At 71.8% G+C, this 14647-nt stretch carries 12 protein-coding genes; 3 read left to right on the top strand and 9 right to left on the bottom strand.

The features are described 5' to 3' along the window. Positions 1-4 precede the first annotated feature (4 nt). Together smpB and ACFQS1_RS28115 are read right to left on the bottom strand one after the other, a co-directional pair. Positions 5-484: an SsrA-binding protein SmpB gene (gene smpB, locus ACFQS1_RS28120; RefSeq protein WP_378974025.1), complete on the bottom strand. Its 480-nt coding sequence runs from the start codon at positions 482-484 to the stop codon at positions 5-7. 4 nt (positions 485-488) lie between these two features. Next, complete coding sequence (locus ACFQS1_RS28115) at positions 489-752, bottom strand: hypothetical protein (RefSeq protein WP_020517247.1); 264 nt, start codon at positions 750-752, stop codon at positions 489-491. Between the two features lie 201 nt (positions 753-953). Between ACFQS1_RS28115 and ACFQS1_RS28110 the strand changes: the two genes are divergently transcribed. Then, positions 954-3077: an MMPL family transporter gene (locus tag ACFQS1_RS28110; RefSeq protein ID WP_378974022.1), complete on the top strand. Its 2124-nt coding sequence runs from the start codon at positions 954-956 to the stop codon at positions 3075-3077. 270 nt (positions 3078-3347) lie between these two features. Here the strand turns inward: ACFQS1_RS28110 and ACFQS1_RS28105 are convergent, their stop codons facing one another. The 3 genes from ACFQS1_RS28105 to ACFQS1_RS28095 form a co-directional block, all read right to left on the bottom strand. Then, positions 3348-3671 carry a putative quinol monooxygenase gene (locus ACFQS1_RS28105; RefSeq protein WP_378974020.1) on the bottom strand — a complete coding sequence of 108 codons (324 nt, stop codon included), beginning with the start codon at positions 3669-3671 and terminating at the stop codon, positions 3348-3350. Positions 3672-4310: 639 nt separating this feature from the next. After that, complete coding sequence (locus tag ACFQS1_RS28100; RefSeq protein WP_378974018.1) at positions 4311-4712, bottom strand: hypothetical protein; 402 nt, start codon at positions 4710-4712, stop codon at positions 4311-4313. A gap of 207 nt (positions 4713-4919) precedes the next feature. Beyond that, a complete protein-coding gene (locus ACFQS1_RS28095; RefSeq protein ID WP_378974015.1) occupies positions 4920-6032 on the bottom strand; it encodes a cellulose binding domain-containing protein in 1113 nt (370 codons plus the stop codon). Between the two features lie 205 nt (positions 6033-6237). Between ACFQS1_RS28095 and ACFQS1_RS28090 the strand changes: the two genes are divergently transcribed. Beyond that, positions 6238-8382 (top strand): rhamnogalacturonan lyase family protein, encoded by a 2145-nt coding sequence (locus ACFQS1_RS28090; protein WP_378974057.1) that lies wholly within the window; start codon positions 6238-6240, stop codon positions 8380-8382. Positions 8383-8391: 9 nt separating this feature from the next. On the opposite strand, the gene ACFQS1_RS28085 is transcribed toward ACFQS1_RS28090, so the two are convergent. The 4 genes from ACFQS1_RS28085 to ACFQS1_RS28070 are packed head-to-tail and all read right to left on the bottom strand — an operon-like array spanning position 8392 to position 13525. Next, complete coding sequence (locus ACFQS1_RS28085) at positions 8392-9564, bottom strand: MFS transporter (RefSeq protein ID WP_378974013.1); 1173 nt, start codon at positions 9562-9564, stop codon at positions 8392-8394. A gap of 3 nt (positions 9565-9567) precedes the next feature. Beyond that, positions 9568-10932: a (Fe-S)-binding protein gene (locus tag ACFQS1_RS28080; RefSeq protein WP_378974011.1), complete on the bottom strand. Its 1365-nt coding sequence runs from the start codon at positions 10930-10932 to the stop codon at positions 9568-9570. Beyond that, positions 10932-12050, bottom strand: coding sequence for an FAD-binding oxidoreductase (locus ACFQS1_RS28075; RefSeq protein ID WP_378974008.1), 1119 nt, complete (start codon positions 12048-12050; stop codon positions 10932-10934). The genes ACFQS1_RS28080 and ACFQS1_RS28075 overlap by 1 nt, the downstream gene beginning before the upstream one ends. Further along, entirely contained in the window at positions 12050-13525 is a 1476-nt protein-coding gene (locus tag ACFQS1_RS28070) for an FAD-linked oxidase C-terminal domain-containing protein (protein ID WP_378974005.1), read from the bottom strand. Before ACFQS1_RS28070 ends, ACFQS1_RS28075 begins: the two co-directional genes overlap by 1 nt. Positions 13526-13660: 135 nt before the next feature. Here ACFQS1_RS28070 and ACFQS1_RS28065 point away from each other — a divergent pair, with 135 nt between their 5' ends. Then, entirely contained in the window at positions 13661-14383 is a 723-nt protein-coding gene (locus tag ACFQS1_RS28065; RefSeq protein WP_378974003.1) for a hypothetical protein, read from the top strand. The last annotated feature ends 264 nt before the right edge of the window (positions 14384-14647 follow it).

Below are 14647 nucleotides of genomic sequence, written 5' to 3'. Positions count from 1 at the left end.
CGCGCTACAGCCGGCCCTTGAGGCGGCGGCCCATCTCCCGGGCGATCTCCTTCCGGGCGTCGCGCTCGGCCATCACCTGCCGCTTGTCGTACGACTTCAGGCCCCGCGCCATGCCGAGCTCGACCTTCGCCCAGCCGTTGCTGAAGTACATCGACAACGGGACCAGGGTCAGGCCGTTCCCGTCGCGCAGCTGGTTCAGGATCTTCGCGATCTCGATCCGGTGCAGCAGCAGCTTGCGGGTGCGGCGCGGGGCGTGATTGGTCCAGCTGCCGTAGCCGTACTCCGCGATGTGCAGGCCGTACAGCATGATCTCGCCCTCGTACTCCTGGGCGAACGCGTCGACCAGGGAGGCGCGGCCCTCCCGCAGGGATTTCACCTCGGTGCCGGCCAGGACCAGGCCCGCCTCGTACGTCTTGAGGATCGCGTAGTCGTGCCGCGCCTTCTTGTTCGAGGCGATCAGCTTCCGGCCCTGTTCCTTTGCCACCCGCCTACGGTACTGGGCGCCGCATGGCGTACGTCACGCTGCTCAGCCGATGCGGCTCGTCCTTGACGTGGATCGCGGCTCGCGCGTACGCCTGCCAGCCCGCGGCGCCGGCCCGGTTGAGGTGGCGCAGGTCGTCGAAGCGCTCGTCCGTACCCCAGCGCAACACGCCCCCGGGGTGGTGGAAAGTGGCCGTCCAGTCCATGAATCGGTCGGTGCCGAGCGTGCCGGCGGCGCGGTATTCGAGCCGCGCGTATTCCCAGTTCGTCACCCGTTCGATTATGCCAATACCCCTTTTGGCGCGCTGTCCGATCTCGACACCGCAACCCCGCTGCGCACCTTCCGACTGTGACCTGCGTGACGCTTCCCTGAGATAACCCTGAGCTTGGGCTTTATCGGGTTGGGGCAGCCGCGGGGTCCGGCATACCCTTCGCCCGTCAGACGGTTTCAGGCGTCTCGGGGGGAGACGAGGATGGCGACGGGTGGGATAGCGAGACTGGTCTGCGGCCGATGGTCGAAATGGATCGTGCTCGCGTTGTGGGTCGTGGTGCTGGCGCTCGCCGCTCCGCTGGCGGGCAAGCTGACCGGGGTCGAGAAGAACGACAACTCGGCGTGGCTGCCGGGCGGCGCCGAGTCCACCGCCGTGATGGATCTGCAGAAGCAGTTCCAGCCGGACGACATCGTCCCGGCGATCATCGTCTATGAGCGCACGAGCGGCATCACGCCGGCCGACCAGGCCAAGGCAGCCGCCGACGCCAAGGCTTTCGCCGGCGTCCAGGGCGTCGTCGGCCAGGTGCAGGGCCCGCTCCCGGCGCAGGACAAGGACGCCCTGTCGACGCTGGTGAACGTCAAGGTCGACGAGGACGGGTGGGACAAGATCGTCGACGTCGTCGATGAGATCAAGGGCATTTCCGGTACGGGTGGGGACGGGCTCGCCATCTATCTGACCGGTCCGGCCGGCAACGCGGCGGACTCGGCCGGCGCGTTCGAGGGCATCGACGGCACCCTGCTGTACACGACGCTGATCGTGGTCGCCATCATCCTGCTGATCACCTATCGGAGCCCCGTCCTCTGGCTCTTCCCGATCATCACTGCGGGCGTGGCGCTGACCAGCGCGCAGGCGGTGATCTACCTGCTCGCCAAGCACGCCGGCCTGGTGGTGAACGCGCAGAGCGCCGGCATCCTCACGGTGCTGGTCTTCGGCGCCGGGACGGACTACGCGCTGCTGCTGGTCGCGCGGTACCGCGAGGAACTGCGCAAGCACGAGGACCGGCACGAGGCGATGATGCTGGCCCTGCACCGGGCCGGCCCGGCGATCATCGCGAGCGCCGCGACCGTCGCGGTCGGCATGTCGATCCTCACGCTCGCCGAGCTCAACTCGACCTCCGGCCTCGGCCCGGTCGCCGCGCTCGGCATCGTGGTCGGCCTGCTCGCCATGATCACGCTGCTGCCGGCTCTGCTGGTCATCTGCGGACGCTGGCTGTTCTGGCCGGCCCGGCCCAAGTTCGGCACCAGCGAGCCGACCGCCACCGGCTTCTACGCGCGGCTCGGCAACCGCATCGGCCGCCGCCCGCGCGCGGTCTGGATCGGCACGGCGCTGGCGCTCGGCGTGATGGCGCTCGGCCTGCTGCAGCTCAACGCCAACGGCCTGTCCACCGCCGACAGCTTCACCACCAAGCAGCCGTCGGTCGTCGGCGAGGAGGCGCTCGGCCGGCACTTCCCGGCGGGCGGTGGCCAGCCGGTCACCGTGATCGCCAACGCGGCCCAGGCCGACCAGGTGCGCCAGGCCCTGGCCGGGGTGCGGGGCATCAGCTCGGTTGCCGACCCGGTGGTGAAGAACGGGCTGGTCCAGCTGGACGCCACGCTGACCGACGCGCCCGACAGCACCGCCGCCCAGGCGACGGTCGAGCGGGTCCGCGACACCGTGCACGCCGTGCCCGGCGCCAACGCCCAAGTCGGCGGCGCGACCGCGATGGTGGTCGACATCAACGCCGCCAACCGGCACGACAACCGGCTGATCATCCCGCTCGTGCTGCTGGTCGTGCTGCTGATCCTGGCCCTGCTGCTGCGGGCGATCCTGGCGCCGGTGATCCTGATCCTCACCGTGGTGCTGTCGTTCGCGGCCGCGCTGGGCGTCAGCGCGCTGGTCTTCCGGCACGTGTTCGGCTGGTCCGGCGAGGACACGTCGTTCCCGCTGTTCGTCTTCGTGTTCCTGGTCGCGCTCGGCATCGACTACAACATTTTCCTGATGACCCGGGTACGCGAGGAGGCCCGCGTCCACGGCACCCGGCGCGGCTCGCTCATCGGGCTGGCCGCGACCGGCGGCGTCATCACCTCGGCCGGCATCGTCCTGGCCGGCACGTTCGCCGCCCTCGGCAGCCTGCCGCTGGTTGCGTTCGCCGAGATCGGCTTCGCGGTGGCGTTCGGCGTCCTGCTGGACACGATGATCGTCCGCTCGGTCCTGGTGACCGCCCTCAACCTCGACATCGGCCGCTGGATGTGGTGGCCGTCGAAGCTCACCCAGGTGCGCGACGAGGCCGGCGAGGACGAGACACCCGAGCCGTCGTCAACATCCGAACCCGAGCTGACGCACTGAGGCCGCACTCCTTGCCGGGCCGGGGATCCCCGGCCCGGCAAGGCGGCGAGCAGCGTGGCCGGCGCGAGAACGAGACCGCGATCCCGCACCGGCACCGGCACCGGCACCGGCACCGGGCAGCGATGAACCCTGGGTACTTTCGGCGCTGAGGTCGGCTCCGTAACCGGCCGCCGTGGCTCGGGAAGGTGTCCGGCCCGATAGGACGCGCGGGTGCCCGGCCCGCGTCGTCGGTCCTTGTCCGACGGTGTTGCCCGGCGGCGCGCATGGTGCTTACTTGACGGCCAGCTCGCCCAGTTCCGACCAGTCGTCCTGATCGATCGTCTGGCTGATGATCTTCGGGGTAGCCACCAGATACTGCGGCAGGTCCCGCTGGGCCTGCTTGAAATGCGCCGACCCCACGTGAGCGGCACCGGCGTCGCCGTCCCGGAACGCCTCGACCAGCACATACTCCTGCGGATTGTCGAGGCTGCGCGACCAGTCGAACCACATGCACCCCGGCTCGCCCCGCGTAGCCCGGGTGAACGGACCCGCGATCTCCGGCCATTGCTCGGCGTGCTCCGGCTTGACGAGGAACTTGGCGGTAATGAAGATCATGACAGTCACCTTTCCGCGACTTTCCCGCGATCAGCCATCCGAGGCTCCCACACCCGGCGGCGCGGACACACAGAAGCGTGGCAGCGCGAGGGGGCAAGGGCTGCGTTCGCTTGACCCTCCCTACCACCTACCACCTGCTCACCATTTCGGTCACGGGCGGACCCCGAGCGAGCCTCCGCCCGGCCGCGATCCGTTCAACCCAGCACCGTGCTCGCAACGTGGCAGTCCGCCAACGACGGCCGTCGCCGCGCCCGCGCTCCGCAGCCGTCGCCGCGCCGCGCCCGCGCTCCGCAGCCGTCGCCGCGCCGCGCCCACCTTGCGGTCGTCGCCGTGCCCCTGTCGCGGCGCCCGCAGCTCGCGCCGCGCTCGTGCGCACCGTGGCGGTCGCCGCCCCCGCGCCCCGTTCCGCGGCGTGCGGCCGTCACGGTCGTGCCTGCGCTCGCCGCCCCGTTCCGCGCTGTGCCGCCGGTCGTCACGGCCGTGCCTGGGCCGACGCCCCCGTCGCCGCCGCGCGCCTTGTAGCCGTCGCCGCCCGCGCCTTGTGGTCTTCGCCGCCCTGACGTCGCCGGGCCCCTGCGGCCGTCGCCGCGGGGGGTGGTGGCCCGCCGGCGTTCGCCGGGTGGCCGGCGAGCCGGGTGGCTAGGGGCGTTTGTCCTCCACGTGGATGACCGTCAGGTCGTGGGCGTCGCGGTCGCGGTTGGCGCGGCCGATCAAGCCCACGGCGAGCGGGGTGTTGTCATCGTCCTGGGTGATGTCGTCCTGATCCGTGTCGTCGGGGGAGACGTAGGTCAGGATGTCGGGGTGGTGGCTGGTGACCACCCAGCCCGGGACCGACTCCAGGGGGACCGTGCCGAAGTCCGCCGCGGGGGAGCCTGCCCGGACCGGCCCGTGCTCGCGGAGGATCGCTACGGCCTGGGCCGCCAGATCGTCCGCGGGATCGGCCAGCACGACGCAGGTGCCGTGCTCGAACAGCACCCACGACTTCTGGTCGCCCGTGATGATCTGCCGCCAGGTGTCTACCAACGGATCCTTGTCCGCCATGCGGACCGCCTTCCTCAGATTTCCGGGTTGCGGTCCGAAGTATGCCCTCCGGGTACGACACTTTCCCACCCAGGAGGCCTGACCTGGGACATTGCCGGGTCCACTGTGGCGAAAGCGGCTTCCGAGATCTGACGAGGGGAGCCGCCGGGAAAGGACAGCGTCGGCACCGGGCCGCGCCCCAAAAACGGGGCGCGGCCGAGGACCCGGCTACGAGATCGCGGCCGAGACCGCCGGATACCAGCGGTTGGCGATTTTCACGTCGCCGGCGTTGTTCGGGTGGACGCCGTCGTACGTGTCCGTGGCGGTGCTGAAGCCGGTCCACTGGTCGACGACCGTGATGGGTGAGGCCGTGGTGGACAGTGACGCCGCCCAGGCCGGGATCGCGGCGTTGAGGCCGGCCACCCGGGCCGCGCACTCCGGGCAGGCGCTCGCGTTCATCGGAATGATCTGGGCAACCAGGATCTTCATGGCCGGCTTGGAAGCGCGCATCTGACCGACGAGTCTGGTGTAGGCCGCCAGGATGGTGGATGTCGGGATGTTGCTCCACACGTCGTTGGTGCCGAAGTGCATCATCACCACGTCGGGGTGGGTGGCGGCCAGCCAGCCGACCAGCTGGTCCTGGTTGGCGACGCTGGTGGCCAGGAAGCCGCCGTGTCCCTCGTTCTCGCCGTCGTAGGGGAAGCCGCAGCCCTGGGGCGGCAGCGTGCCGACGAAGTCGACCCGGGCGGCGGGCAGCATCTGCCACAGCAGGGCCCGCCAGCACCCGGGCGAGCCGGTGATCGAGTCACCCAGCGCCATGATCTTGACCGGGGAGCCGACCGGGGGAGAGGTCGGGGGAGACGTCGGAGGAGTGGTCGGGGGCAGGGTGCTGGGCGGCGTCGTGGGCGGCGTCGTGGGGGTCACCGTCGGCGTGACGCCACCGGTGCAGGTCACGCCGTTGAGGGCGAACGAGGCCGGCACCGGGTTGCTGCCGGTCCAAGACCCGTTGAAACCGAACGAGACCTTGCCGCCGGTGGCGATGGCGTTGTTCCAGCCGGCGTTGCGGACGGTCACCGTCGACCCGGACTGGGTCACCGATCCGTTCCACAGCTGGGTGACGGTCTGCCCGGCGCCGAACGTGAACACGAGCGACCATCCGTCGACCGGGTCGCCGAGGTTGGTGACGTCCACGGCGGCGCCGAAGCCGCCCGGCCACTGGCTCGAGATCGTGTAGCTCACCTGGCAGCCGGTCGCGGCCGAGGCCTGGCCGGCGGTGACGCCGGCGCCGATGAGCAGCGCGCTGGTGGTGCCGGCGAGGATCGCCAGTCGTCGTCGTTGCATGGGTCCTCCCGGAGGACGGCGGGATGTGGGTGCGGACCTTGACCAACCGCGAGACCTTGGCCAACCGCGAGACCTTGACTAACCGCGGGAGAGGGCTCAATCTGGGAGCGCTCCCATTCAAGACTGTAAATCTAAGGAGCCGCGCGTGGCCAGCAGGAGAAAGTTCGCCGCCATCTTCATCGCCGCCACGGTCGGCGCCGGGCTGATGGCCGTCGCGGCGCGCGCGGACGCGGCCGCGGGCTGCGGGGTCAAGTACACCGTCACCAATTCCTGGCCGGGCGGGTTCGGGGTGGCGGTCGACGTGACCAACCTCGGCGACCCGATCAACGGGTGGACGCTGACCTTCTCGTTCCCCGGCTCGCAGACGATCAGTCAACTGTGGAGCGGCGTGGCCACCCAGTCCGGCCGGGACGTCCGGGTGAAGGACGCCGGTTACAACGCGGCGCTGGCCACCAATGCCACCACCAGCTTCGGCTTCAACGGCAACGGCGAGGCCGCCACCCCGGCGGCCTTCACCCTCAACGGGGTGGCGTGCACCGGCGCCCCCGCGCCGACGAACACGACCTTGCCGCCGACCAGCTCGATGAGCCCGAGCCCGACCACACCGCCGCCGACGACCCCGCCGCCGACGACCCCGCCACCCAGCAGCGGCCCGGTCACCATCGGCGGCAAGCAGATGGAACGCCTCGACCGCGGCGTGGTCAGCGTCCACTCCGGCAGCGGCAACCTGATCAGCTGGCGGCTGCTCGGCACCGACCCGGGCGGCATCGCGTTCAACGTCTACCGCGGCAGCAGCAAGCTGAACTCCAGCCCGATCACCGGCTCCACCAACTACCTCGACTCCGGCGCCGCCGCCGGTCAGACGTACACGGTCCGGGCCGTGGTCAACGGCTCGGAGCAGGCCGCCGACGGCCCGGCGCTCAACTTCGCCAACGGCTATCTGGACGTGCCGATCCAGAATCCGAACAGCTCCCTCTACACCGCGAACGACGCCAGCGTCGGCGACCTGGACGGCGACGGCAAGCTCGACATCGTCCTGAAGTGGGACCCGAACAACGCCAAGGACAACTCGCAGTCGGGTGTGACCGATCCGGTCTACGTGGACGGCTACAAGCTCGACGGCACGCGTCTGTGGCGGATCAACCTCGGCCGCAACATCCGGGCCGGCGCGCATTACACCCAGTTCCAGGTGTACGACTACGACGGCGACGGCGACGCGGAAGTCGCCATGAAGACCGCCGACGCGACCGTGGACGGCACCGGCCGGGTCATCGGCAACGCGGGCGCCGACTACCGCAACTCCAGCGGCTACATTCTCTCCGGTCCCGAGTACCTGACGATGTTCGACGGCCGCACCGGCGCCGCGCTGTCCACGGTGAACTACGAGCCGCAGCGCGGCACCGTTTCCAGCTGGGGCGACTCGTACGGAAATCGGGTCGACCGCTTCCTGGCCGGCACCGCCTACCTGGACGGCAGCCGCCCGAGCGTGATCATGGCGCGCGGCTACTACACCCGGTCGGTGATCGTGGCCTGGGACTTCCGCAACGGCACGCTGACCCGGCGCTGGACCTTCGACTCGAATTCCTCGGGCAACGGCTCCTACGTCGGGCAGGGCAACCACCAGCTGTCGATCGCCGACGTGGACGCCGACGGCCGCGACGAGATCATCTACGGCGCGATGGCGGTCGACGACAACGGCGGCCGGCTGTGGAACAACGGCAACGGCCACGGCGACGCCATGCACGTCGGCGATCTCGACCCGTCGCGTCCGGGCCTGGAGGAGTTCAAGGTGGACGAAGACGGCAGCAAGCCGTCGTCCTGGTTCGCCGACGCCCGCACCGGCCAGGTCATCTGGTCGACGTCGGCGAACGGCGACAACGGGCGCGGGGTCTCGGCCGACATCTGGGCCGGCAGCCCGGGCGCCGAGTCGTGGTCGGCGGCGGCCGACGGCGTGCGCAGCCCCTCCGGCGCGGTGGTCGCGTCGCGCAAGCCCGGCTCGACCAACTTCGTGATCTGGTGGGACGGCGACGCCACCCGCGAGCTGCTCGACGGCACGCACATCGACAAGTACGGCACCTCCGGCGACACCCGGCTGCTGACCGGCGCCGACGTGCACTCCAACAACGGCACCAAGTCGACGCCGTCGCTGTCCGGCGACATCCTCGGCGACTGGCGCGAGGAGGTCATCTGGCCGACGAGCGCCAACAACGCGCTGCGCATCTACAGCACGCCGACCCAGACCGGCCGGCGGGTGGTGACGCTGCTGCACGACCCGCAGTACCGCGAGGCGATCGCCTGGCAGAACACCGCGTACAACCAGCCGCCGCACCCGAGCTTCGCCATCCAGTGACGCACCGGATCAGCCCACGCCGACCCGCTCCGGATCCTCGCGGGCGGCGTGGGGGGCCAGCCGCGGCTCGGCCAGCAAGGTGATCACCCCGCCCAGGGCGAAGGCGGCGGCCACGAGCGGCGCGGCGCGCAGGTTGGCGGTCAGCATCAGGCTGCCGATCAGCGCGCCGGCCGTGATGCCCACGTTGAAGGCGGTGGAGACGGCGGCCGACGCCAGGTCGGTGCCGGCCGGGGCGACCTGCAACACCCGGGTCCCGTTGACCGTGACCAGCCCGGACAGGGCGAAGCTGCCGGCCGCGACGGCGACCACCGCCGCGCCCGCGTGCGTGGCCCAGAGACCCTGCAGAGCCAGGGCGACGGTCTCCAGCGCGGTCAGCGCCACCAACGCCCGCCAGGTGTGGCGATCGGGCAGGAAGCCCGCGACGACCACCCCGGACATGCCGGCCACCCCGCGGATCAGCAGGATCACCGCGATGGCCGAGGACGGGACGCCGCTGACGTCGGTGAGGAACGGCGTGATGATCGTGATCGCGGTGAACACGCCGGTGACCGTGACGGCCGTGGCCACGATCAGGGTGCGGTAGCGGACCCGGTCGGGCTCGGAGCCCCGGTCGGCGTGGCTCTCGCCGGGCGCGATGCCCGGCATCAGGCTGACGACGACGCCGGCGATGAGCAGGCCCACGACCGACAGCGCCAGAAAGGGCACCCGCCAGCCGAACTGCTGGCCCAGCCAGGTTCCGGCGGGCACGCCGACGAGCGGGCCGGCCGAGCTCCCGGCGTACAGGACGGCGATGGCGCGACCCCGCGCCCGCGGCGGGAAGAGACTCGCGGCGGCGGGTGTCACGACCGCCCAGAAGACGGCCTGGCTCACCGCCGTCACCACCCGGCCGCCCAGCAGGAAGGGGTAGCTGGGGGCGATCGCCGAGAGGGCGGTCGCGCACGCCGCGACCAGCAGCAGCGCGGTGAGCAGGCGGCGGCGCGGCCACCGATGGGTGAGCCGGGTGAGCGGGATCGTCGCGACCACGACGACCAGGCCGTACGCGGTGACGAGCAGCCCCACCGCCGACGCGGGCACGTGCACGCCCTCGGCGATCTGCGGGAGCAGGCCGATCGGGAGGGTCTCGACGGTGACGAAGAAGAAGGTGGACAGCGACAGGGCGATCAGGACGATCCGGGCGCGCATCCGTCAGCGGCCGCTCACCAGCGCGCCGGCGCCCAGATCTCGGATCGACGCGTCGAGCACCTGGGCGGTGTGCGCGAGCGCGATCGCGCCGCCCTGCCGCCGGATCCCGGCCGCGACCTGCATCAGGCAGCCGGGATTCGCGGTCACCAGCACCGACGCGCCGGTGGCCAGGACGTCGGCGGCCTTGCGATCGCCCAGCTGGGCCGCCGGTTCCGGGTTGAGCACGTTCCAGACGCCGGCCGAGCCGCAGCAGATCTCCGGGTCGGCGATCTCCTTGAGGGTCAGCCCGGGGATGCCCCGCAGCAGCGCGCGCGGCTGGGCCCGGATGCCCTGCGCATGCGCGAGGTGGCAGGCGTCGTGGTAGGCGACGGTAACGTCGAGCGGGTGCCGGGTGGCGACCGGCCCCAGCTCGGCGAGCAGCTCGGCCAGGTCGCGCACCTTCGCGGTGAAGGCCTTGGCCCGCGAGGCGTAGGCGGGGTCGTCGGCGAGCAGCTCGTCGTACTCCTTGAGCGACGACCCGCAGCCGGCCGCGTTCACCACGAAGTAGTCCATCCCGGTCTTCTCGAAGAGGGCGATGAGCCGGCGGGCGAACCGCTTGGCCTCCTCCTTGCGTCCGTTGTGGACGCTCAGCGCGCCGCAGCAGCCCTGCGCCGGCGGGATCAGCACCTCGCAGCCCTCGGCGGCCAGCACCCGCACGGTGGCCGAGTTGACGTCGGGGAAGAACGCGCTCTGCACGCACCCGGTCAGCATCCCGACGACGGCCCGGCGCCGGCCGCGCGCCGGGATCCGGCGCGGCGGTCGCGGCACGCTTCGCAGCCGCGGCGCGAGCGAGTCGAGGGTCGCGAGCGTGGGCGCGAGTCGCGCCAGCAGACCGGTGCGGGCCACCAGGCTTTGCAGACCAGAGATTTGGTACGCCCGGAGCGGGCCCCGCAGCAGTCGGAGGCGCTTCGGGTACGGGAACAGGGCGAAGATCGCGGCGCGCAGGGCACGGTCTTTCGGCGTACGCGTGTGGCGGCGCTCGATCTGAGCGCGAGTGTCCTCGATCAGCCGGTCGTATCGCACGCCCGACGGGCAGGCGGTCACGCACGACATGCAGCCGAGGCACCGGTCGAAATGCTCGACCATCGAGTCGCTGAGCGGCTCGCCGCCGACGCCCTCGTTCATCAGGTAGATCCGGCCGCGCGGAGAGTCGGCCTCGGCGCCCCACAGCACGTAGGTCGGGCAGGTGGGCAGGCAGAACCCGCAGTGCACGCAGTCCGCGATCAGGTCCTTGCGCGGCGGATGGTCGTCATCGAAGGCCGGCTCGGCTTTGACGGGACCCAGCACGTCGCGCGGCGCCTCGCCGGTGCCCCAGGTGGCGTCGACCATCAGATCCCTCCCACGAAGCGGCCGGGCGCGAACCGATGCCCCGGATCGAACTGGTCCTTGATCCGGCGCATCAGCGCGAGCCCCGGCACCGGCCCCCACATGTCGAGGATGTCCCGCACCGGCGGCGGCGCGGTGAGCACGACCGCATGCCCGCCCAGCCGCACGCACAGGCCGCGCAGCCGTTCCACCTCGGTGATCCCGGCCGCGCCCGCGTAGAGCACCCCGGTGCCCGCCGAACCTCGCACCGGGTCGCCCCCATCGACGAGATCGGGCACCTTGGACAGCGGCACCGACAGCTTCATCGCGATCCCGCCCTCCGGCCACGGGTCCACACCCCACCAGCCGGGTGGCCCATCCGCGACATCGCCGCCGATCAGCTCGGCGATTTTCAAAGACCGTTCCCGTACGCCCTCGGCGGTCCCCTCGATCAGGACGGCCAGCTCGCCGGTGGCCGAGTCGTACTCGATCGCGGCCGGCGCCACCCGCGCCTCCCGTACCCGGGCGGCGTCGGCGGGAGGCGCCTTGGCCACCACATAGGACGCGGCGCGGGGGCGGGGATGCAGCCGGAACGCGCACTCGGTGATCAGCCCCAGCGTGCCGTACGAGCCGGTGAACAGCTTGCCCAGGTCGTACCCGGCGACGTTCTTGACGACCTTGCCGCCGGCCTTGGCCACCTTGCCGTCCGGGCGCACCACGGTGATGCCGATCAGCAGGTCGCGGACGCCGCCGTAGTGGAGCCGCCGCGGCCCGCTGGTGCCGGTCGCCACCGTACCGCCGACCGTCGCCCCCGCCGGGCCGTCGAGCGCGAGCACCTGGTCGCCGAGATCGATGTCCCGCAGCGGCGTCCCGGCCCGGACGACGGTGATCAGGTCGCCGGCCGCGTGCTCGACGACCCCGCTGATCCGGTGGGTGTCGATGATCAGGTCGAGCTCGCGCGGCGGGACGCCCCAGTCGATCTTCGTGCCCGCTCCGCGGACCACCACGGCGAGATCCTGCGCGGCCCGGATCAGCGCGGCCGCCTCCTCGGTGCTGGCCGGCGCGGCGACCAGGCGGGCCGGCACGCCGCCGACCACATCGTCGTCCTTCGCCGGCCGGGTCAGATCGTCGAGGACCGGCATCAGAAGACCTCCGCGCCCTGCCAGCCGGGTTCGGCGGCCTCCTGCGGCGGGTGCGCGCCCCGGTGGCGGCCGGGACGCTCGCCGCACAGCCGCGGGGTCGGGAAGACCTTGCCCGGGTTGGCCAGCCCCGCCGGGTCGAAGGCGCAGCGGACCAGCTGCATCGTGTCGAGGTCGTCGTCGGTGAACATGCGCGGCATGTACTTGGCCTTGTCGGCGCCGACCCCGTGCTCGCCGGTGATCGACCCGCCGTACTCGATGCAGAGGTCGATGATCGCGCCGGAGGCCGCCTCGGCCCGCTCGGCCTCGCCCGCCACCCCGTCGTCGAACAGCACGAGCGGATGCAGGTTGCCGTCGCCGGCGTGGAACACGTTGGCCACCCGCACCCCGTGCGACGTGGCCAGGTCGCCGATGCGGCGCAGCACCTCGGGCAGCGCGGTCCGCGGGATCACGCCGTCCTGCACGATGTAGTCCGGGCTGATCCGGCCCACCGCCGCGAACGCCGACTTGCGCCCCTTCCAGAACAGGGCGCGCTCGGCGTCGTCGGCTGCGATCCGGATCTCGAAGGCCCCGTTCTCCTCGCACAGCCGGGTCACCTCGTCGAACTGCGCCGCCACCTCGGCGGCCGGCCCGTCCAGCTCGACGATCAGCACGGCGCCCGCGCCCTGCGGATACCCGCAGGCGACCGCGGCCTCGGCCGCCTCGATGGCGAGCGCGTCCATCATCTCGATCGCCGCCGGCACCACCCCGGCCCCGATGATCGCCGAGGTGGCGGCCCCCGCCTCATCGGTGCCGTGGAACGCCGCCAGCAGCGTCCGCACCGCCTCCGGCAGCCGGGTCAGCCGCACCGTCACCTCGGTCGCCACGCCCAGCGTCCCCTCCGACCCGACGAACGCGCCGAGCAGGTCGTACCCCGGCGGGTCGAGCGAGCGCCCGCCCAGCCGGGTGATCTCCCCGTCCGGCGTGACCACCTGCAGCCCGGTCACATGGTTGGTGGTGAACCCGTACTTCAGGCAGTGCGCCCCGCCCGAGTTCTCCGCCACGTTGCCCCCGATCGAGCAGATCTGCTGGCTGGACGGGTCCGGCGCGTAGTAGTACCCGTGCGGCGTGGCCGCCCGCGTCACGTGCAGATTGATCACTCCCGGCTCGACCACGGCCCGCTCGTCGGCGGGGTCGACCGCCCGGATCTGGCGCATCTGCGCCGTCACGATCAGCACCCCGTCGGCGTGCGGAAGCGCTCCCCCGGACAGCCCGGTGCCCGACCCGCGCGCCACGAACGGCACCCCGGCGTCGACGCAGGCCCGCACCACGGCCGCGGTCTGCCCGGCGTCCGCCGGCAGCGCCACCAGCGCCGGAATCACCTTGTAATGCGCCAGCCCGTCGCACTCGTAGGTGCGCAGCTCCTGCCGATCGGTGATCACCCGCCTGGCCCCGAGCGCGGCCCGCAGCCGCTCGGCAAGCTTCCCGACATCAGCCACCAGCGACCTCCCCACCGACGGGTTTCCGGTCAACGTAACCCGCCACCGGCACCCCGCGCGACCGCTCGCCGGAGCCGCCCGGTCACCGTCGGTACGCCAGTCGGCGCCCGGCGGAACTTCTGCAAAGATGGCCCGATGTTCGCCACCCCCCGAGCCGCTGCCCGAGCCGCCGCCCGAGCCGCCGGCATCGCCGTCACCGCCCTCTGCGCCCTCGCCGTGACGGCCGCCTGCAGCGACTCCGGCGACGACGGCGAGCAACCCGGCCGGGGCCTGATCACCGCCACCACCATGCGCGGCGCGCTGCTGCAGGCGTCCGAGGTCGGGCCGACCTGGAAGGCCCCCGAGGAGAGCGCCGACCCCAACCAGCTGATGAGCATCTGCGGCGGCACCACCACCCCGCCGACCGTGCCGCCGGGTGGCCAGGTCGTCGCGGCGCCGCTGGTCGACGAGGGGGAGAAGGGCGCGCAGACCCTCGAGCAGATCGCCCTGGTCTACGGCAACAAGTCCGGCGCCGACGCCGCCCTGGCCGGGCTGCGCGGCGTGGCCGACGGCTGCCGCAAGAGCCTGTCGGTGCCGGCCGTCAAGACCAGCGACCGCAACGAGCCGGCCTACACCGAGACCGTCGAGGTGCAGCCGCTCGACGAGGGCGGATGGACCGGGTTCGTGGTGATCCGGCACAAGAAGTACGAGGCCGGCCACCCCGGCACGGCCGACACCGCCGTCGTGGTCGTGCAGACGTCGAATGTGGTGCTCGTCGACGCGTACGCGCTCTACCAGCTGGACAACGCGAGCACCGGCCCGGGCTTCGACCAGGACTGGAAAAAGCTGGTCGGCACGGTCGTGCAGCGGGTGGGATAGACAGACCCGCCGGGGTCGTCTAATGTTCGGCGTGCGCCGTTGCGAGTTCTTCCCCCGTGGAATTCGCAGCGGCGTCTACCTTTTCCGCCGACGAACTTCCGGCGACGATCCGCGTTCCGGCGACGATCTCTCCACGATGTCCGCGCCCGGCCGGCCCTGCTCGGGGCCGGCCCTACTTGAGCGGCGCGGTCCGGTGGCCTAGGCTCGTGACCGTCTCATCAACCACAGTTTATGACGCCCTGCATCGGGGGATGTGCATGGACG

The organism is Paractinoplanes rhizophilus (assembly GCF_042664765.1).
GTDB lineage: Bacteria > Actinomycetota > Actinomycetes > Mycobacteriales > Micromonosporaceae > Actinoplanes > Actinoplanes rhizophilus.
This window is presented reverse-complemented; position numbering and strand designations above follow the sequence as displayed.

Coding starts and splice junctions, on each gene's coding strand:
- ACFQS1_RS28110 (WP_378974022.1), top strand. CDS start 954: ATGGCGACGGGTGGGATAGCGAGACTGGTCTGCGGCCGATGGTCGAAA.
- ACFQS1_RS28105 (WP_378974020.1), bottom strand. CDS start 3,671: ATGATCTTCATTACCGCCAAGTTCCTCGTCAAGCCGGAGCACGCCGAG.
- ACFQS1_RS28100 (WP_378974018.1), bottom strand. CDS start 4,712: ATGGCGGACAAGGATCCGTTGGTAGACACCTGGCGGCAGATCATCACG.
- ACFQS1_RS28095 (WP_378974015.1), bottom strand. CDS start 6,032: ATGCAACGACGACGACTGGCGATCCTCGCCGGCACCACCAGCGCGCTG.
- ACFQS1_RS28090 (WP_378974057.1), top strand. CDS start 6,238: ATGGCCGTCGCGGCGCGCGCGGACGCGGCCGCGGGCTGCGGGGTCAAG.
- ACFQS1_RS28085 (WP_378974013.1), bottom strand. CDS start 9,564: ATGCGCGCCCGGATCGTCCTGATCGCCCTGTCGCTGTCCACCTTCTTC.
- ACFQS1_RS28080 (WP_378974011.1), bottom strand. CDS start 10,932: ATGGTCGACGCCACCTGGGGCACCGGCGAGGCGCCGCGCGACGTGCTG.
- ACFQS1_RS28075 (WP_378974008.1), bottom strand. CDS start 12,050: ATGCCGGTCCTCGACGATCTGACCCGGCCGGCGAAGGACGACGATGTG.
- ACFQS1_RS28065 (WP_378974003.1), top strand. CDS start 13,661: ATGTTCGCCACCCCCCGAGCCGCTGCCCGAGCCGCCGCCCGAGCCGCC.